Consider the following 20465-nt stretch of genomic DNA (forward strand, 5'->3'; position numbering starts at 1 on the left):
GCGGCGTACGCTGGGATTAGCGCGATAAGGGATCGATGCGGTGTTTCGAGTATCAGGCCGGCGGGACGATTCGGGCCGCCGCGGCAAGCGTTCTTCGGCGCCGACGGCGTTGCGCCGGATTCCCGATCTGGCCCGAAGGGCGTGGGCGTTGCTGCCGCGGCTGCTGCCGGCCGTCCCGCCGCCGGCCGCGTTTGCCGTCGTGGTCGCGGCGCTGCTCATCGCGGCCGAGACGGTGGTGCTGTACACGCTGCGCGGCGTCTCGGGCGCCGGCCAGGACGGCGAGATCTACCTGCTCGGCGTCCTCATCATGGCCAGCGTCTGGGGCGTGGCGGCGGGCGTCGCGACGGCGGCGGTCAGCACCCTCGTCTTCAACTATTTCCTGATCCCGCCGGCCGGGCTCCATCTGACGGTCCGTCGTGACCTGGAGCAGGCCGCCATCTTCATGATCGCCGCGATCATCGTGAGCGGCATCGCCAGCCTGGCCAGATCGCGCGCCGTCGAGGCGTCCCAGCGCAAGATCGACGCCGACTTCGGCGCGGAGCTGGCGCGCCGGACGCTCAGCGCCGACGACGTGCCGGGCGCGCTGACGGTGGCGTCGCAGCGCCTGGCGGAGCTGCTCCGGCTGCCGTACGCGTCGATCGAGTTCGGCGACTCGCCGGCCGGCGAGGGCGACACCGTCCTGCCCCTGTTCGATCAGGGAGCCGAGCTGGGGGTGCTGCGGCTGCCGGCCAGCACGCCGCCGGCGACGCTCCAGCGGGTCCGGGAGCGGATGGTGCCGTCGCTGGAGGCCGTCCTGCGGGCCGCGCGGGACCGCGAGCGAATCCTGACCTCGCTGCGGGCGAGTGAGCGGGAGGCCACCAAGCTGCTGGTGCAGCAGGCCGCCCTGCGCCGAGTGGCGACGCTCGTTGCCGCCGGCGCCCCACCGGCGGAGGTGTTCGCCGCGGTGACGCTGGAGCTGTGCCGGCTCTTCGACGGAATCGGCGCGGCGCTGATGCGGTACGAGGCCGACGGCATCGTCCGCCGGCTCTCCGGCTGCGACGAGTCCGGACACCCGCTCCCGCCGGCGGACTTCCGGATCGAGGGCAACAACCTCGTCAGTACCATCATCCGGACGAGGCGCAACGCCCGGCTGGACGACTTCGAGACGGCGAGTGGCTCGCTCGCGGCGGCCGCGCGCGCCCTGGGCATCCGCTCCGCGGTCGGCGTGCCCGTCGTCGTCGAGGGCGAGCTGTGGGGCGTCACCGTGATCATGTCGTCGCGGCCGGAACCGATACCGGGCGACGCCGAGGATCGCGTGCTCGGCTTCACCGACCTCGTCGCCACCGCTATCGCCAACGCCGACAACCGGGCTCAGCTCATCGCATCCCGCGCCCGCCTCGTCACCACCGCCGACGAGGCGCGCCGCAAGATCGAGCGGGACCTGCACGACGGCGCCCAGCAGCGGCTCGTGTCGCTGGCACTTGAGCTGCGCATGGCCGCGGACTCGGTACCGGACGAGCTGCCGGCGGTCCGCAGCCTGCTGCGCCAGGGCGTGCAGGGCCTGAACGACATGCACAACAGCCTGCGCGAGCTGGGCCGGGGCATCCACCCGGCGTTGGCGTCGCAGGGTGGCCTGGCTCCGGCGCTCAAGTCGCTCGCCCGCCGCAGCAGCCTGCCGGTCGAGCTCAGCCTCGACATCGGGCAGCGCCCGTCGGAGCGCGTCGAGGTGGCCGCGTACTTCGTCGTGTCGGAGGCGCTGGCCAACGCGGCCAAGCACTCGCGGGCGTCGGTCGTCCTGGTCAGCGCGACGGCGGACACCGCGAGGATCCGGTTGTCGGTCCGCGACGACGGGATCGGGGGCGCCGACGCGAGCCGGGGCACCGGGCTCGTCGGCCTGCGGGACCGGGTCGAGGCGCTGGGCGGCCGGCTGATGGTCGTCAGCCCGCCCGGGCTCGGAACGGCCCTGACGGCCGAGATCCCGCTGGAGTACGGCGAGCTCGAGCACGCGGACGTGGACATGCTCATGCGGCGGCGGGCGCCGGGGCACCCCGCGGCGCAGGCGGGCTGCGCCGGCGGCGCGAAGGACCACCGGGCCTGACGTCTTCGTCGGCCCGCGCCAACCTCGCCCGCGCAACGACCCTGAACGCGATGCCGAGGCGGCTACTCGCCGCGGGAGGCGTCGCCGTCGTTCGTGGCGGGGATCGGGATCTCCGCGCGCAGGGCGGTACCTGCCCCATCCGGGCTGTCGACGGCGATCCGGCCGCCGAGGGCCTCTACGCGGTCCCTGAGGCCGACCAGGCCGGTGCCGCGGGTGAAGTCGGCGCCCCCGACGCCGTCGTCGGTGACCTCGATTCGCAGGACGCCGTCCGCGGCGGGGGCCGCGACGGTCACGGTGACGGCCGAGGCGCGCGCGTGCTTGACCGCGTTGGTCAGCGCCTCGGCGACGACGTAGTACGCGCTGACCTCGATGTGCTCGGGCGGTCGCCCCTCGATGCGGGTGTCGAGCTCGACCGGGAGCGGCGAGCGGCGAGCGAGCGCGCGCAGCGCCGCACGGAGGCCGCCCTTGGAGAGGATGGCCGGGTGGATGCCGCGTGAGATCTCGCGCAGCTCCTCGAGCGCGCTGGTGGCCGTGGCGACGGCGCCCTGGAGCTGCGCGCCCAGCTCGGGCGCGACGGTCTCCTGCGCCGTGCGCAGCTGCAGCGCCAGCACGACCAGCCGTTGCTGGGCGCCGTCGTGCAGGTCCCGTCCCGGTCGTCACGGGGGGCGGCTGGTGGGGGTCACCACGGGGCCGGTCGTCGCCCGGCTCGGCGGTCGCGTCGGGCCGCAGGCGGGGGTACGCCCAGTCGAGTTGGGCGACCTTCGCGGTTGCGCCCCAGGCAAGATACTCGCGGCGCGCTTCGACAAGGAGGTCGTGACCGGCGTGTTCGCCGCCGTTGGCGAGATGGAAGCGGGCCGCGCGTTCGGCGATCAGGGCCCGATGCCATGGACGCCGGCGCTGGGCGACCTCGCGGCGGGCGGCGTCGAAGGCGATGGCCGCGGCGCCCGCTGCGAGCGGGCCGGCATGGCCTTCATCCGCGCCATCAGCAGCCCGGCCAATTCGGACCGGTCCAGGTAAGCGCGCACGGCCGCCGGGTCCCACTGCCACCCCGTGGCCGTCGCCGTCAGGACGCCGTCATGGTGCAGCGCGTTGAGCAGCTCCACCGTCTCGTACGGATTGCCGGACGTGTACGGACTGATCGCCTCGGCCAGAGGCGCCACCACGGCCGGGGCCGCATGCAGCATCTCCGCGACCATGGTGACCGTGGCCGGCGCCGGCAGGTTGGCCAGCCGCAGCTGCCGTACGCCGGGCTGCTCACGCCACCGGGACAGGGGCGTCGCGAGCGGATGGGCCGCGTCCACGGCCTCTTCGCGCAACGCTCCCACCAGCAGCAGGCCGTCGATCCGTGTGTCACAGAGCATGAGGTCGACGAAGCCGACCGGCGTGCGTCCCGCCCACTGCAGATCATCGAGGAACACCACGACCGGTCGTCGCCGCGAGGCCACCGACCAGTGGCGGACCAGCGGGGAACCAGTGCCGGACCAGCCGGGTCAGCGAACGTGGTGCCGTTAGCAACCGGAACTGACGGAGTACACCATGACCAGCATCCAAGAGTCTCCCGCCGCGGCGGCCCGGGTCGTGCGACCCGCCTCGGCGCGCCGGGAGATCATTGTCTTCCTTACCACGGTGGCCGCGCTGATGACCGCGAGCACCATCATCGGCCTGTCCCAGCACGTCGACGTCAGCCACATCGAGGACGCCAGCCCGCTCGGCCAGTCGGTGATGTACGGCCAGGCGTTCTTCCCGCTCGTGGCGGCGGTGCTCGCCCGCCTGGTCGCGACGGGCACCCTGCGCCGCCCGGACTGGGGCTTCCGGCGTACCTCGTGGCGCAGCATCGGCATCGCCTGGGCGTACCTGCTCGGCACCACGCTGCTCGGCGCCGGCCTCCTCTGGGCCGCCGGACTGGCCGGCTTCGCCGGCGACGGGATCGGGGCCATGCTGCCGCTCGGGCTCACCGTCCTGGTCCTTCCCTACCTCGTGCTCGCCATCGGGGAGGACGTCGGCTGGCGCGGCCTGCTCGTCGCCCGGCTGGCCACGATCGCCGGTCCGCGCACCGTCGTGCTGATCAGCAGCCTGGCCTGGGCGGTGTTCCACTGGCCGCTGATGATCTTCCTCGGCGGCACGCCGGCCGGCGTGCCCGTGTGGTGGTCGGTGACCGTCTTCACCGGCTTCACGCTGGGGCTCGGCGCCGTGCTGGCGAACATGCAGCTGCGCTGGGGCCTGTGGCCCGGGGTCGTGGCGCACGCGGTCGGCAACGCGACGATGTACCACGTGCTGGAGCCGCTGACCCGCGAGAAGTCGCTCACCGGCTGGTTCAGCGGCGAGACCGGCCTGATCCCGGCGATCGTCGCGGTCCTCGGGGCGCTGCTCTGGTGGCGCTTCGCCCCGCTGGCCCGTACCCCCGAGGGCGGCACCGCCGCGGCGACCCGCCGGCGCTGAACATGCGGCTCGGCCCTGACCTGCCCGTTTCACGCCCGGGCCGGATAAGCTGCGGCCCGTGCCGGTGCGGATCAGGGTGCTGGGCCCGACCCGGGCCGTGCTCGACGACGTCGAACTGGACCTCGGCGGCCGCCGGCCCGCCGAGGTCCTCACGCTGCTGGCCGCCGCCCACGGCGCCCCGGTGCCGGCCGAGGTCCTGGTCGACCGGCTGTGGCGGGGGCACCCGCCCGGAACCGCCCTCACCACCCTCCAGGGCTTCGTCGCCCGGCTGCGCCGCCTGCTGGAGCCCGGGCGATCGGCCCGGGAGGCGGGCATTCTGGTCACCCGGGGCGCCGGGTACGCGCTGGAGCTGCCGCCCGGCGCCGTCGACGCCGATCGGTTCGCCGACCTCGTCGGCTCGGCCCGCGCCGCGGCGGCGACCGGCCGCGCGGCGGATGCGGCGTCCCGGTACGCCGATGCGCTGGACCTCTGGTCCGGAACCCCGTACGCCGATGTGGCGGACGTGATGGACGTCCAGCCTCTGGTGGTACGCCTCGAGGAGCTGCGGCTGGCCGCCGTCGACGAACTGGCCGAGATCCGGCTCGCCGCGGGGCAGGGCGCCGGCCTGGTTCCGGAGCTGACCCGGATCGCGGCGGCCCACCCGTTGCGCGAAGGTGCGCAGGCGCTGCTGGCCCGCGCCCTGTATCAGGCGGGCCGCCAGGCCGATGCCCTCGAGGTGCTGCGGCGGGTGCGGGGCCGCCTCGCCGACGAGCTGGGTCTGGACGCCTCGGCCCAGCTGGCCGAGCTGGAGTCGGCGATCCTGCGGCGCGATCCCGCGCTGACCCCGCCGCGGCCCGATGCCACGCCGGATGTCGTACGGCCGGCGCCGGCGGCGGCCGAGGGCGGCTTCGTGGGCCGGCAGGCCGAGCTCGCGGCGCTCGAGGCGGCGTGGGCGGGCGCCGCCGCCGGCCGCGGCACGGCCGTCGTCGTCACCGGCGAGCCGGGCATCGGCAAGACGCGGCTGGTCGAGGTCTTCGCCGGGCGGGTCGGCGCCGCGGCCCGCTGGGGCCGGTGCTCGCCGTCCGGCGGCGCACCGCCGTACTGGCCCTGGCAGCAGATCCTGCACGGCCTGCCGGAGGGGGCCTCGCGCAGCGACGCCGGCGCCCGGTTCGCGCTGGGCCTGGAGGTGGTACGGCGGCTGCGTGTCCTCGCCGGCGCGGCGCCGCTGCTGGTCGTGATCGACGACCTGCAGTGGGCCGATCCGGACTCGTCGCACGTGCTGGAGATCGTGCTGGGTGAGCTGCGTGACCTGCCGCTGCTCCTGGTGCTCACCTGCCGCCCCGACGCCGCGGGCGATCCGGTGCGGGTCCTCGCGGTGGCCGCCCGGTCGGACGGCGCCCGCCGGCTGGCGCTCACCGGGCTCTCGGCGGAGGAGGTCGGGCACCTGGCCGGCGCCCTCGGCGCGCCCGGGCGGGACCCGGCGGCGGTGGCCGCGCTGGCCGCCCGCTCCGGCGGCAACCCCTTCTTCGTGACCGAGCTCGCGGCCCTGCCGCCCGGTGAGCTGCCGGGCAGCATCCGCGACGTGCTGCGGCTGCGGCTGGCCGCGCTGTCCCCGGCCGGGACCGACGTGCTCGCCGCCGTCGCGGTGGCCGGCGGCAGTGTTCCGCTGGCCACGGTCGCCTCGGTCCTCGACCGGCCGGCCGGCGCCCTCGGCGCGGACGTCCAGGTCGCGCTGCGCGCGGCACTGCTGGTCGAGCCGGCGCCCGGCCGGGTGCGGGTGGCGCACGACCTGGTGCGCGAGGTGGTGCTCGCCGACCTCGACCCGGCGCGCCGGTCGGTGCTGCACCGGTCGTGGGCCGAGGCCCTGGCCGCCGGGCCGGCGGCGGCGACCTCGGCGGCCGCGATCGCCATGCACCACTGCGCCGCGGCGGCCGGCGCCCCGGACGTCCCGGCCGCGGTGGCCGTCCTCCGCGCGGCGAGGGAGGCGCTGGCCCGCGCCGGTGACGCCGAGGCGGAGGAGCTGGCCGCGAACGGGCTGCGGCACGTCCCCGAGGGCGAGCCGGGCCTGCGGGCCGACCTGCACGAGGTACGCGGCGCGGCCCTGCGCCGGCTGGGCCGGCTGGAGGAGAGCAGCGGCGAACTGCGGGCGGCGGCGGAGCTGGCCCGCCGGCACGACGACCCGCAGCGGCTGGCCCGGGCGGCGCTGGCCTCGGCCGGGGGCGGCGTCGGCGGGTACTGGGCGTGCATCGGGGCGCCGGCCGCCACCGACGTGCCGCTGCTGGACGAGGCGGTGAGCCGCGCCGGTGACCTGCCGCCCGTGCTGCGCTCCGCGGTGCTCGCCGCGCTGGCCGTGCAGCGCGCCTCCGCGGGGTACGACGACGGCCTTGACCTCGCCGCGGCCGCCACCCGCGCGGTGGACGGCGCGGACGGCACCCGCGCGGTGGCGGACGCCGGTGCCGCACGGGCCCGGGCGGCGGTCGCCGAGTTCGTCGCCCGCTGGACGCCGGACCGCGCGAACGAACGGGCCGGGCTGGCGCGCGCGATGCTGGCCGGCTCCGGGGCGGACCACGCCTACCGGGCGACGGCGCTGCACCTGCTGCGCTGCGCCCTGACCGAGACCGGCCGGTTCGCGGAGGCGGCGGCGGTGTCGCGCCGGTACGCCGAGCTGGCCGACCGGCACGGCGACGGCGACCTGCTCCTGCTCGACACCTGGTGGCGGGCGGGCCTGGCGCTGGCGCAGGGGGACTACGCCACGGCCCGCCGGCTCGGCGACGGGGCGGTCGCCGCGGCGCCGACGCACTCGCCGGCCGCCGCCGACGTGACCCGGATGTCGCGCCAGACCGTCGAGGGCATCATCGCCTGGCACGAGCACCGGCTGTTCGAGGTGGTGCCCGAGGTGGTGGACCTGGCGGTCACGGTCGACCCGGACTGGCTCAGCGTGCTGGCCCAGGCGTATGCGCAGGCCGGCCGGCGGGACGATGCCTACGCGGCGATCGACCGCCTCACCGACCACCCCGGCGGCGGCGTGCGCGAACCGGTCCGCACCATCCTGCTCGCCGACGTGTACCTGGAGCTGGGGGACGCGCAACGGGCCGCGGCGCTGCTGCCCGCGCTGCGCTCCTACGGCGACACGGTGATCGTGCTCTGGGCGGGCACGACGATCCTCGGACCGGCGTCGCTGTACCGCGGCGGCGTGCTGGCGCTGCTCGGCGACCCGGCCGCGGCGGCGGAGCTCGACCGGGCCGAGCGCGTCTGTGCGGAGTTCGGGTTCGCGCCGTTCGCGCGGCGGGTCGAAACGCTGCGCCGGGCGCTGGGAACCCGCCGCTGAGCCGGCCGTGCGTCAGGACACCTCCAGTGCTCACCCGTCCGTGTTCGTCTGGCCCTGACCGGCGCACGGCAGACGGCAACGGCCCAGGGCGTCCGCCCCGGGCCGTTGCGCTACGTGCTATGCGGAGATCTGCGCGGTCAGCCGCGCAGGCCCTTCATGCCGGCCGCGCTGATCTTCGAGAACCGGAGGGACTGGCCCGGGTCGGCGTTGCCGCCGGGGGCGTTGTCCTGCTCGTAGTTCGAGTTGTGGTACCCCTTGGCGCCGATGTTGCCGTAGAACCCCTTGTAGTTGATGTCACTGCGGGGGTCGCCGAAGGGGATCATCGTGTAGCCGTCGCCCACGCCGTTGGCCTGGGTGGTGGCGTCGCCGTCCTTGGCGTGGAACAGGGCGTACCGCTTGGTCTGCTTGGCGACCTGGGCGGTCGGGTCGAAGATGTCCTCGACGCGGTTGCCGTTCCAGTCGTACCGCCAGCGGTGCTGGTGCTGCGCCACGTGGGCCCAGTAGACGTCCATCTCGATGACGACCAGGTCGGGGTCGGTCACGTCGAGGTAGTGCTGCATGAGCCGCTTGCCGGACTCGCCGCGGACCTGGGTCGGCGCGATCGGGGCGCCGGTGATGCGGTCCTGCGTGACGGTGACCATCGGGCCGTCCTGCAGGAAGTTGTACGCCGGGGAGTGGTTGTGGGTGTACATGTGGATGCCCCACTGCCCGACGGCGATCTCGTTCAGTGCCTGCCACTTCTCGCCCGCGAGGGTCCACGGCTCGATGTTGCGGTTGTTGGCGCTCGTCGGGTCGTTGCCCGTGCCCATGTACGGCATGCCGAGGATCGACGCGAACTCCAGCTCGGTCTGCAGCCGGTTGTAGTCCTCGGTGGCCATCTTGCCGCCGGCGCTGCCCGGGCCGTTCCAGGTGTTCGGGACGTACCCGTGGTTGCCGATCGCCTGCAGGCCGTACGCGTCGAGGAAGCCGCGCAGGGTGCGGGCGTAGGCCAGGTAGGCCGCGCGCGACTCCGCGGTGGTCACCCCGCCCGGCGCCGGGTTGGGGGCGGCGCCGCCCGGGTTGGAGGCGTGCTGGCCGTAGCCGGCGAACTCGATCTGCTTGAAACCGGCCGCGGCCAGGAACTGGAACAGCTCAAGCCAGCCGCCCGGCAGCGGCACCAGCGGGCCGAGGTCGGTCGGGTCGTGCGGGAAGTCGGGCCCACCCAGGTAGCCCATCGTCGGGGCCACGCCGAGCGCGGCGCTCGCGGCGATGCCGATGCGGGTCGGCACGTCGCGCTGGGTGTACGTGATGGTGCCGACCTTGCCGTCCGGGATGAGCCGGCCGTTGGCCGCGCTCGCCGCCGTGGGTGAGAAGACAGAGGCCGGACCGAGCGGGGTGAACGCGGCCGCCGCCGTGATACCCGCGCCGGCCAGTAACCGACGACGGCTGATGTGTTTGGACACTGTTGCTCCTCTGCTGATGTACCTGCGGTTCAGACCGGGGCGGGGTGCGGCGTTCCTGCGGGGTGTCGCACCCCGCCCCGGGTGGTGGTGCTAGGGCGTGCTCACGCCCTGGCCGCCGAACTCCACCCAGTTGAGGTTGAAGTAGTTGTTCGTCGGCCCGCCCGCGACGGGTTTGAACACCAGGTAGAGCCGGTGCGCGCCGCCGGGGTCGGTGATCGGGAAGGTCTGGCTGGCGTAGGTCGTCGCGTTCGCGGTGGGCGCGATCGTGACCGTGGTCAGGATCGGCCCGTCGACCGCGTCCAGGTGGACCTCGACGGATCCGGTACCGGCCGCGCCGCTGCCACCCGACGTGCGGAACGTCAGCGAGTTGATGTTCTGCAGGTTGATCGTGCCGTTGAGCGCGATCCAGTCACCGTTGCCGAGGCTGCCGCGTTGCAGGCCGCCACCGACGTCCGCGGTCGCCGCGGTGTTGGTGCCGAACTGGTCGATGGCCCACTCGACCTCCTGCTTCTTCTGGCGGATCGTCGTCTGCGCGACCGTGGTCAGCGCCGGGATGCCGCCGGGGCCGCCCTTGTCCGTGTAGGAGGCGCTGATCACGCCGAACACGTTGCCGCCGTGGGATTCGTCCTCGGCGAGCGTGGGCAGCGTTCCGGAGCAGCCGGTCGCGGTCGACTCGGCGTGGCCGTGGCTGTCGTGCCCGAGCACGAACGTCACCTGGACGCGGGAGCAGTCGATCGGGCCGTCCTGCGGGTCGGTGACCGTCACGTTGAACGGGATCGTGTCGCCGAAGGCGAACATCCCGCCCTCGAGCGGCACGTTGACCTTCACGGTCGGTGAGGTGTTGCCGACGGTGATGGTCGTGTTCGCCGACGCCGTCTTGCCGCTGGAGTCGGTCACGGTGAGCCGCGCCGTGTAGACGCCGTTCGTGGTGTACGTGAAGGTCGGGTTCGGGTCGACGGAGTCGGTCGTGCCGTTGCCGTCGAAGTCCCAGGCGAACTTGATGGAGTCACCGGGGTCCGGGTCGTTCGAGCCTTCACTGGAGAACGCGACGGTCAGCGGTGCCACGCCGTCGGTCGGCGTCGCGGCGAGCTTCGCGACCGGTGCCCGGGTGCCCTTGACGTAGCTGAACTTCACCAGCATGGCGTCCGGGTTGGCCGTGAAGAAGCCGTCGCCGTACGTCAGCAGGTAGAAGTTGCCGTCCTTGCCCCACTTCATGTCCATGGGGTTGTCGCACAGGAACGGGCGGGCCGGCGTCGGCGGTCCGTCGCCGCAGCTGAGCAGGTCGTTGATCTTGAAGACCTGCCCGGACGAGTCCAGTCGGATCTCCCGCAGGTAGTCGCGGGTGAACTCACCGAAGAAGATGGACTGGTCGTAGTACGCCGGGAACTTCGTCGGGTTGGGGTTGTTCGCGTCGTAGTCGTACTTGGCCGCGCCGTGCGGGCCGACGCCGCCGGTGCCGAGCTCCGGGAACAGCTGCGGGCACTTGCCGGGCGGGCTCTGCATGTAGTAGGCCGCGCAGGGCGTGCCGAGCGGGTTGGCCGCGTTGTTGTCCTGGAACGAGTACCACATGTCAGGCTGCGCGATCGGCGGAGCGTAGGTCAGGCCGGTGTTCCACCGCGAGGTGTTGGCCGGGCCGTGCTCCGGGTTGTTGCACTCGAACGGCTTCGGGGGGTTGTCCAGCGGCGTCGAGGTGTTGAAGTTCCACTGGTAGTACGGCAGGTTCGGCGAGTAGCACAGCGGCCAGCCGTAGTTGGACGGCTTGCGCACGATCTCCATCCGCCCGGTGCCGGCCGGGCCGCGGAACACCTGCGGCGTCGACGAGTCGGGCGAGTAGTCGGTGACGTAGGCGACGCCGGCGTTGTCCACCGTGATGCGGAACGGGTTGCGGAAGCCCATGGCATAGATCTCGGGCCGGGTCTTGCCGCCGCCCTCCTCCTTGCCGGTGAACAGGTTGCCCGCCGGGACGGTGTACGAGCCGTCGTCCTGGACCTTGATGCGCAGGATCTTGCCGCGCAGGTCGTTGGTGTTCATCGCCGAGCGACGGGCGTCGACGTACGGGGCGTTGTACTGCCCGCTCGTCGTGAGCATGTCGTTGAACGGCGCGAAGCCACCGGAGTTGCCGCCACCCGCGGGGGTGTCGTCGCCGGTCACCATCCACAGGTTGTTGTCCTTGTCGAAGGTGATGTCACCCGCGACGTGGCAGCAGGCGCCCCGGTTGACCGGCACCTTCAGGATCTTCTGCTCGGTCGTCAGGTCGATCTTCGGGCTGGGCCCGTCGACGAACTTGAACCGCGACAGCTGGAAGTAGCCGTTCCACGGGTCCCAGACGCTCGGGTCGGCCCCGGTCGTCGGGGAGTTCGCGGTCGGCGTCGTCGGCGGGTACGGCGCGTCCTGGGTCAGCGGCGCGTAGTACAGGTAGACCCAGTGGTTGTTGGCGAAGTCGTTGTCGATGGCCGGCCCGTACAGGCCGTCCTCGCTCGCCGTGTACACCGGGATCTCGGCCAGCACGTGGCTGGCGTTGGCCGCCGGGTCGTGCAGTCGCAGGACGCCCTTGCGGTCGGTCTGCAGGACCCGGCCGTCGGGCAGCACGTCAAAGCCGATCGGCTCGCCGATGTTCGGCGGGGCCGCGATGGTTTCCATCTGGTAGTTGGCCAGCACGGTCGCGCCGCAGTCGCCGTTGGTCGTGCCGGCGGCCCACTGAATCGCACCACCGAGGTGCGAACGCAGGTCCGGCGTGGCGAAGCTGGCGGCGGTGTCGCCCAGGCCGGTGTAGAACGAGCGACCGCCCTTGTAGTCCTTGCACCAGGTGATCGGGTGGTCGCTGCCCATCGTGCCGCCGGCGTAGGTGGTCTCGTCGACGGTCGCGAGCACGTGCGAGAAGCCGCGCACATTGGAGGTGAAGTTGTACCACTGGTCGGTGCGGTTCCAGGACTCCGGCAGATCCTTCGACGCCGGGTGGACCCGGTCGGCGACCTTGATCCTGGCCTGCGTGACGGCCGACGAGCCGGACGCGCGGGTGCCGAGGACGTCGGTGAGGAACGTCCAGTCCTTCTGGGTCTCGATCGCCGAGTGGATGCCGACGAAGCCGCCGCCGTCGCGGTAGTAGTCCTCGAACGCGGCCTGCTGCGACGTGTTGAGCACGTCGCCGTAGGTGTTGAGGAAGACGACGACGCGGTACTGCTTGAGGTGGGCCTGGTCGAACTTGCCGGCGTCGTTGGTGTCGACGACCGTGAACCGCAAGTCGTTGCCGAGCTGCTTGATCGCGGCGACACCCGCCGCGGTCGACGAGCTCTGCTGGCCGATGGACTTGGTGAAGACCAGCACCTTGAACTGACTGCCGTTGCTCTCCGGGTTGGGCGCGGCGAGCACCGGCGCGGACGCCGTTGTGGTCAGCAATGAAGCGCTGAGGGCGAGCAGGCCGCCGATCGCAGTTCGGCGGCGGCCTGGGGCGTTGAACATGAAGCTCCTCCGCAGGGTGTTGCCGGACGTTCGGGCCGCCGCGGAGCCGGGGTGGCAGCCGTTGGCGGGGACGTCCGATCGGGGGAACGGGTTCGGTGTGTGGGTTGCAGTACGCCCGGAGGGAAGGCGTACGGCCAGAGTCGATCTCCTGGCGTGGCGAATACGGCGACGTCATACCGAGCTGCGCCCAGTGCTCACCGGGGTGCCTTTCGGCGGGGCGAGCGACTGGCTCGGTCAACGCATAGTCGCGACCTTATCCGCCGGAACTATCGAAAGATAGAGTTGCACCGACAAAAGTTTGGTCCTGAACGACGTAACTTCTGTTCACACTGTCAAAAGTTCGTCATACGCGGCGGCGCGTCGCGGGACAGTGGTGTGCACTTGAAGTGGCGCGATGGCAGCGCCCGGCGTTACGCGTCCCCCGGTGACCCCAAAACGCGGGGTGCTGCTGCGGTCCGGTCATGCCGCCGCATCGATCGAGCCGGAAAGCCACATGGCTTAACGGCACATAGCATTAACTTCTGCTCAACTGAGCAGAAGTTAGTCGTAAACAAAACTTACTTTTGAATTTCGACCACTTTGGAAAGTCCGGCCGGTTCAGCGATTCGGCTGGCCGCGGGCCACCAGCTCGGTGGGGAGTACCACCGTGTGCGGCCAGGACCGGTCGCCGTCGATCCGGCGGAACAGCAGCTCGGTGGCGGCGCGGGCCAGTTCGCCGGCGTCGTAGGCGATCACCGTCAGCGGGTACGGCACCAGGCGGGCCAGGTCGAAGTCGTCGAATGCGAGCAGCGCGGCGTCGCTGCCGCGGCGGTACAGCTCCTCGATCACGCCGAGCGTGATCCGGTTGTTGAGGCTGAAGAAGGCCGTCGGCGGGTCCGGCTGGTCGAGGAGCTCCGCGACGACGCGGCCGGCCGCCGCCGGGTCGCGCACGCCGTCGCGGACCAGCCGGTTGTCGTACGGCGCGCCGGCCTCCACCAGCGCGTCCTGCGCGCCGTCGAGCCGCTCGCGCATCGTGTAGACGCCGATCGAGTCGAGCAGCACGGCGACCCGGCGATGGCCCGCCTCGACGAGCCGGCGTACCCCGGCCCGCGCGCCCCCGCGGTTGTCGAGCAGCACCGTGTCGGCCCGCAGCTTTCCGGCCGGGCGGTCGAGAAACACCACGGGCGTGCCGAGCTCGACCTCGGCGCGCAGGAACGAGTGGTCGTGGCCGGCCGGCACCACGAGCAGCCCGTCGACCCGGCGGGCGCACATGTCCCGCAGCAGCTGCTGCTCGCGCGCCGGGTCCTCCTCGGAGCTGGCGATGATGAGCATCGTGTCGCGCTGCCGGGCCATCTCGGCGGCCGCTCCCGCGATGGTCGCGTAGAACGGGTTGGCGATCTCCTCGATGAGCAGCCCGATCGTGGCGGTCGCCTGCCCGGAGCGCAGGGAGCTGGCCAGGTGGTTGCGCCGGAAGCCGAGCTCGGCCACGGCGGCGAGCACCCGCTCGGCCAGCTCGGGCTGCACGTGCGGCGCGTCGTTCACGACGCGCGACACGGTCTTCAGGCTCACTCCGGCCCGGGCGGCAACGTCCGCCATCGTGGGCCGCCTCGTGCGGACCAGGTCGCTCGTCACGGGACAGACGATAGCGGCGCGGGGCCAGTCCTTGACAACGTTGACAACAACAGTGCGCGCCTTTTGGTCGATTTCGCGGCTTCCGCCCGGACAATTCGCCCCAATCCCGGGGCGATGACCTGCGGGGTCATTGTCGTTTCCGGATGATTACACGGTTGTATCTTGACAACGTTGTCAGGCGGCGAAAAGCTGGCGATCTCCATTGGGCGCGTGCTGTGCGCCCGTGATCACCCCCTGGAGTTCCGCATGAAGGTGCCCATCGGCGCCCCAGTAGGTCCCCCCTTGTCCCGCCGACGGTTAGCCGGAGCAACCGCACTCCTGCTGCCGGTCGGACTGCTCATCGCCGCAACCACCGCGAGCGCCGCGCCGACCGGCGGCGACTTCAGCTCCTCATTCGAGACCAGCGACCAGCGACCGCCGGCGAGCACCGTCGAGGTCGGCGCGAACGGCCAACCGGTTCAGGGCAACCTGAGCGGATCGAGCCCCACCGGGCTGCCCGGCAGCCTGCTCAACCAGGTCAGCGCGGTGACCGCGAGCGCGGAGAACCCGCCGAACGAGACCGCGGTCATGCTCAAGGACGGCAATCCGTCCACCAAGTGGCTCGCCTTCAACCCGACCGGCTGGGTGGCCTACCGGCTCACCAACCCCGCGGCGGTCGTGAAGTACTCGCTGACCTCCGCGAACGACGCGGCGTCGCGCGACCCCAAGGACTTCACCGTGCAGGGGTCGAACGACGGCAGCCAGTGGACCGACCTCGACCGGCGGACGGGCCAGTCCTTCAGCGGACGGTTCGCCACCAACACCTACAGCTTCACCAACACCACCGCGTACAGCTACTACCGGCTCAACGTCACCGCGAACTCCGGTGACTCGCTGGTCCAGCTCGCGGACTGGGACATCAGCGACGGCTCGAACACCAAGCCGCCGGCGACCCCGATGGTCAGCGTCGTGGGCTCCGGCCCGGTCAGCGGCTACAACATGAAGCCGAGCGCCGGATTCACCGGGGTGGCTTCGCTGCGGTACTCCGGCGGCGCCGAGGCCGACGGCCGCTCGTACGCGACCAACAAGCTCTTCGACGTGAACATCCCGGTCGGGCCGAAGAGCCGGCTGTCCTACAAGATCTTCCCCGAGTACACCGGGCAGGACGCCCAGTACCCGTCCACGTACGCCGCCGTCGACCTGCACTTCACCGACGGCAGCTACCTCAGCGGGCTCCCGGCGCTCGACCAGCACGGGTATGCACTCACCGCCGCCGGTCAGGGCGCCTCGAAGGTGCTCTACGCCGACCAGTGGAACGCGGTGCAGTCCGACATCGGCGCAGTCGCCGGCGGCAAGACGATCGACCGCATCCTGCTCGCCTACGACGACCCGCAGGCCACCGCCGCGACCCGGTTCCAGGGCTGGCTCGACGACGTCACCGTCGCGGGCGCGCCGGCCTCGATCGACGGCTCCAGCCTGACGAACTACGTCGACACCCGGCGGGGGACCAACGCCTCCGGCTCGTTCTCGCGCGGCAACAACCTGCCGCTCTCGGCGGTGCCGAACGGCTTCAACTTCCTCACGCCGGTCACCAACGCCACCTCGAACTCGTGGGAGTACGAGTACCAGAAGGCCAACAACTCGGCCAACCTGCCCACGCTGCAGGGCCTCGCGATCTCGCACGAGCCCAGCCCGTGGATGGGCGACCGCAACCAGATGTCGGTCATGCCGGTCCTGGCCGGCGGCTCCCTCACCGGGACCCCGAGCAGCCGCGCCCTCGCGTTCAGCCACAACGACGAGACCGCGCAGCCCGACTTCTACCGGGTCAAGACGACCAACGGCCTGATCGCGCAGATGTCGCCAACGGACCACGGCGGCATCATGCAGTTCACGTTCCCCACGGGGAGCACCGGAAGCCTCGTCTTCTACAACGGCACGTTCACCATCGGCACGGACGGCACCTTCACCGGCTGGGTCGACAACGGCAGCGGCCTGTCCGCCGGTCGCAGCCGGATGTTCGTGTCCGGCACGTTCGACCGGGCGCCGAAGACGGCCTCGGCCACGTCCGCCACGTTCGACACCTCGGCGAACCAGCAGGTGACGCTGAAGCTCGCGACGTCGTTCATCTCCGTCGACCAGGCCCGCAAGAACCTCGACCTCGAGGTCACCGGCCGCAGCTTCGACGAGATCCGCGCCGCCGCGAAGGCGGCGTGGAACGACCGGCTCGGCCGGATCGACGTGCGCGGCGCAACCGAGACGCAGCTGGTTTCGCTCTACTCGAACCTGTACCGCCTCAACCTGTACCCGAACTCGCAGTCGGAGAACACCGGCACCGCGGACGCGCCGCACTGGCAGTACGCGAGCCCGGTCTCCGCGGCGACCGGCACGTCGACCGCCACCACCACCGGCGCGAAGATCGTCGACGGGCAGATCTACGTCAACAACGGGTTCTGGGACACCTACCGGACCGTCTGGCCGGCGTACTCGCTGCTGTACCCGGACGTCGCGGCGAAGATCGCCGACGGCTTCGTCCAGCAGTACCGCGACGGCGGGTGGATCGCCCGCTGGTCGTCGCCCGGCTACGCCGACCTGATGACCGGCACCAGCGCGGACGTCGCGCTCGCCGAGACGTACCTCAACGGCGTGGCGCTGCCCGACCCGATGGCCGCCTACAACGCGGCGGTCAAGGACGCGACGGTCGCGTCCGGGCGCAGCGGGGTCGGCCGCAAGGGCATCGAGACGTCGCTGTTCCTCGGCTACACGCCGACCTCCACCGGCGAGTCGGTGTCGTGGGCGCTGGAAGGGTTCATCAACGACTACGGCATCGGCAACATGGCCGCCGCCCTGGCCAAGGACAAGGCCACGCCGAAGGAGGAGCGCGACCGCCTCAAGGAGGAGTCGGACTACTTCCTGCAGCGGGCCCGCAACTACGTCAACCTCTTCGACCCGAGCACGAAGTTCTTCCAGGGGCGTGACGCCTCCGGCAAGTTCCTCAACGGCAACCCGCTGGACTGGGGCGGCGTCTACACCGAGACCGACGGCTGGAACTTCGCGTTCACCGCGCAGCAGGACGGCCAGGGCCTGGCCAACCTGTACGGCGGGACGAAGGCGCTGGAGCAGAAGCTCGACCAGTTCTTCGCCACGCCGGAGAACGCCGACCACCCCGGTGGGTACGGCGGCACGATCCACGAGATGCTGGAGGCGCGCGCGGTCCGCATGGGCCAGCTCGGCATGAGCAACCAGCCCTCGCACCACATCCCCTACATGTACGACTACGCGGGTGCGCCGCAGAAGACGCAGGCGATCGTGCGGGAGCTCCTGCAGCGCGTCTACGTCGGCAGCGAGATCGGCCAGGGCTACCTGGGTGACGAGGACAACGGCGAGATGTCGTCGTGGTACGTCCTGAGCTCGCTGGGCCTCTACCCGCTGCAGGCCGGCTCGTCGAACTGGGCCATCGGTTCGCCGCAGTTCAGCCAGATGACCGTGCACCGCAAGAGCGGCGACATCGTCGTCAACGCGGCGAACAACAGCACCAAGAACGTCTACGTGCAGAGCGTGAACGTCAACGGCAAGAAGCAGAAGGTCACGTCCATCGACTCGTCCGTTCTCGCGAACGGCGGCACCATCGACTTCCAGATGGGGCCGAAGCCGTCGACGTGGGGGACCGCCAACAACGAAGCACCGCCGTCGCTGACCAAGGGCAACGCGGTGCCCAAGCCGTTGCAGGACACCACCGGCCCCGGTCTCGGCACCGCGACCGCGACCGGCGGGCAGGACGCGTCGAAGCTGTTCGACGACTCGTCGACCACGCAGATGACGTTCGCCACCGGCACGCCGCAGATCAACTGGGTGTACCGCGGCGGAGGCCAGGCGCCGACGTACTACACCCTCACCTCGGGTGCGAAGGCGGGCGACCCGGCGGACTGGCAGCTGCAGGGCTCCACCGACGGGATCACCTGGACCACCGTCGACTCCCGCACCGGCCAGACGTTCCCGTGGCGCAACCAGACCCGGCCCTTCCGGATCAGCAACCCGGGGCAGTTCACGCAGTTCCGCCTGGTCGTGACGAAGACCAGCGGCGCCGCGCAGGCGAACCTCGCCGAGATCGAGCTGCTGGCCGGCGGCGACGTGCAGCTCGGTGGCGGCGCCATCACGGTCACCACCGTGGGCACCGTCCACGCGCTGTCCGGAGCCTCGGTGTCCGTGCCGCTGGCCTCCGTCACCGGGGGCGCCGGGACCGGGTACCAGGCCACGATCAACTGGGGTGACGGCACGCCGGCCACCCCCGGCACCACGACGCTGAGCTCGCGGGCGGTGTACAACGTCAGCGGCTCGCACACCTACGCCAAGCCCGGCTACTACCAGGCCTCGGTCACGGTGACCGACGGCAGCAGCCAGGGCACGGCGACGGTGGGCGTCGACGTGGCCTACACGCCGAACTCCAGCCTCACCGCCGCATTCGACAACGTCTGCATCGGTGACGAGGGCGTCCTGGCCGCGAACTGCGACGCCAAGAACTGGGCGTACGACCGGGCCGCACTCGCGGCGGCGGGCGTCACCCAGGGCCAGTCGCACGGGGTCCCCGGCACGGCGCTGAACTTCACGCTGCCCGCGGTCCCGGCCGGGTCGCTGGACAACGCGACGGGCAACGCCAACACGATCGTGCTCAACCTGCCGTCCGACGCCAAGAGCATCTCGTTCATCGGCGCCGGCACGCAGGGCAACCAGAGCACGACCGGCATGGCGACGTTCAGCGACGGCACCACCGCCAACATCCCGATCCAGATGAGCGACTGGACGCTCGGCGGCAACCCCAACGGCACGCCGTCGTACGGCAACATCATCGTTGCCAAGGCCGGGTACCGGCTGCTCGGCACGAGCCGGGACGGCGCCCAGCCGTTCCTGTTCTCCACCGCGCCGTACCAGATCCCGGCGGGCAAGACGCTCGTCTCGGTGAAGCTGCCCGCGCAGACCGGTGACCCCGGCTCGGCGGGCCGGATCCACGTGTTCGCCATCGCCAGCGACGGCACGCCGGCCGCGGCCCTGGCGGCCACGGCCCCGAAGGACCAGACGGCCACCGCCGGGCAGGCGCTGAGCGCCGCGCTCGGTTCGGTGACCGGTGGCGTCACCGACTCGACCGGCTACCACGCCAGCGTCCAGTGGGGTGACGGCACGGTTCCCCAGGACGCCACGGTCAACGCGTCCGGTGCGATCAGCGGTCAGCACACCTACGCGCAGACCGGCACCTACACGGTGCACGTGACCGTGTGGGACACGCTGGCGAGCAGCACCGTCACGTTCACCGTGACGGTGGGCGGCCCCGGGGCGCAGCCGGCGATCTCGGCTTCGCCGTCCGTCGGCGCCGGTGACACCATCACCGTCAACGGCACCGGGTTCGCCGCCGGCGAGCAGGTGAGCGTCACGCTCAACGGGGCGGGCAACGTGACGGTCAAGGCGTCCGCGGCGGGCTCGGTGCACGCGTCGCTCGCGGCACCGCGTGACGCGGCGCCCGGCCTGTACGCCGTCACCGCCGAGGGCGCATCCTCGCAGGCCCCGGCGACGGCCACGGTCGAGATGACCGGGCCGGGCCAGCCGGCGTACCAGCCGGAGGTGACCCTGTCGGACACCGAGGGCCCGCGCGGCACGGCGATCACCGTCGACGGTTCCGGGTTCGCCCGGAACGAGGCGGTCACCATCACCTTCGGCGACAACCTGCACTCCATGACCGTCCGCGCGAACGGCGACGGCGTCATCTCCGGCGCGGTCATCAGCGTTCCGGGGGCGGCGGTGCCGGGTTCGACCAGCCTCACGCTGGCGGGCGGGGACTCGAAGACGAAGGTTGAACTGCCCTTCACGGTCACCGAGTAGGACTGACCGGAGATAGTCGAAGCCGCCGGTGGGCGGGCCGTGACCACGGCTCACTCACCGGCGGCTTTCCCGATGCCCAGCGGCCCGGGGGCCGTGCGCCCGGTATCGCGGCGGCCCCGGACGGCCCCGCGACCGCATAGAGTTGATCGGGGAACACGGCCGGTTTGGGCATGGCGTCGCCATCCGGCGGCCGGCTGTCACCCTTCGCCTCGCCCGCTCCCGCTGTGCGAGAGGGCATAGCGGGACCTGCGGTGTGGGTGGCAGGTGCTGAGGAGAGGGGCTC

At 72.0% G+C, this 20465-nt stretch carries 9 protein-coding genes; 4 read left to right on the plus strand and 5 right to left on the minus strand.

Annotated elements, in window-relative coordinates:
* Nucleotides 1-40 precede the first annotated feature (40 nt).
* Nucleotides 41-2077, plus strand: coding sequence for a sensor histidine kinase (locus tag ACQEVU_RS07250; RefSeq protein ID WP_433321761.1), 2037 nt, complete (start codon nt 41-43; stop codon nt 2075-2077).
* Nucleotides 2078-2139: 62 nt separating this feature from the next.
* On the opposite strand, the gene ACQEVU_RS07255 is transcribed toward ACQEVU_RS07250, so the two are convergent.
* Both ACQEVU_RS07255 and ACQEVU_RS07260 read right to left on the minus strand, forming a co-directional pair.
* The gene (locus tag ACQEVU_RS07255; protein WP_433334836.1) at nt 2140-2718 is read right to left on the minus strand and encodes a sensor histidine kinase; all 579 of its coding nucleotides are present in this window, start codon (nt 2716-2718) and stop codon (nt 2140-2142) included.
* Between the two features lie 228 nt (nt 2719-2946).
* A complete protein-coding gene (locus tag ACQEVU_RS07260; protein WP_433321762.1) occupies nt 2947-3498 on the minus strand; it encodes a hypothetical protein in 552 nt (183 codons plus the stop codon).
* A gap of 115 nt (nt 3499-3613) precedes the next feature.
* On the opposite strand from ACQEVU_RS07260, the gene ACQEVU_RS07265 reads away from it, so the two are divergent.
* Nucleotides 3614-4516, plus strand: coding sequence for a CPBP family intramembrane glutamic endopeptidase (locus tag ACQEVU_RS07265; RefSeq protein ID WP_433321763.1), 903 nt, complete (start codon nt 3614-3616; stop codon nt 4514-4516).
* Nucleotides 4517-4574: 58 nt separating this feature from the next.
* Nucleotides 4575-7823: a BTAD domain-containing putative transcriptional regulator gene (locus ACQEVU_RS07270; protein ID WP_433321764.1), complete on the plus strand. Its 3249-nt coding sequence runs from the start codon at nt 4575-4577 to the stop codon at nt 7821-7823.
* Nucleotides 7824-7960: 137 nt separating this feature from the next.
* Here the strand turns inward: ACQEVU_RS07270 and ACQEVU_RS07275 are convergent, their stop codons facing one another.
* The 3 genes from ACQEVU_RS07275 to ACQEVU_RS07285 form a co-directional block, all read right to left on the minus strand.
* Nucleotides 7961-9265, minus strand: a complete 1305-nt coding sequence (locus tag ACQEVU_RS07275; RefSeq protein WP_433321765.1) for a sugar phosphate isomerase/epimerase family protein — start codon at nt 9263-9265, stop codon at nt 7961-7963.
* Nucleotides 9266-9355: 90 nt separating this feature from the next.
* A complete protein-coding gene (locus tag ACQEVU_RS07280; protein ID WP_433321766.1) occupies nt 9356-12724 on the minus strand; it encodes a ThuA domain-containing protein in 3369 nt (1122 codons plus the stop codon).
* A 597-nt stretch (nt 12725-13321) separates the two neighbouring features.
* Complete coding sequence (locus tag ACQEVU_RS07285) at nt 13322-14299, minus strand: LacI family DNA-binding transcriptional regulator (protein WP_433334838.1); 978 nt, start codon at nt 14297-14299, stop codon at nt 13322-13324.
* Between the two features lie 318 nt (nt 14300-14617).
* On the opposite strand from ACQEVU_RS07285, the gene ACQEVU_RS07290 reads away from it, so the two are divergent.
* Nucleotides 14618-20182: a GH92 family glycosyl hydrolase gene (locus ACQEVU_RS07290; protein ID WP_433321767.1), complete on the plus strand. Its 5565-nt coding sequence runs from the start codon at nt 14618-14620 to the stop codon at nt 20180-20182.
* Nucleotides 20183-20465 lie beyond the last annotated feature (283 nt).

Source organism: Dactylosporangium sp. CA-139066, from assembly GCF_050936175.1.
GTDB lineage: Bacteria > Actinomycetota > Actinomycetes > Mycobacteriales > Micromonosporaceae > Dactylosporangium.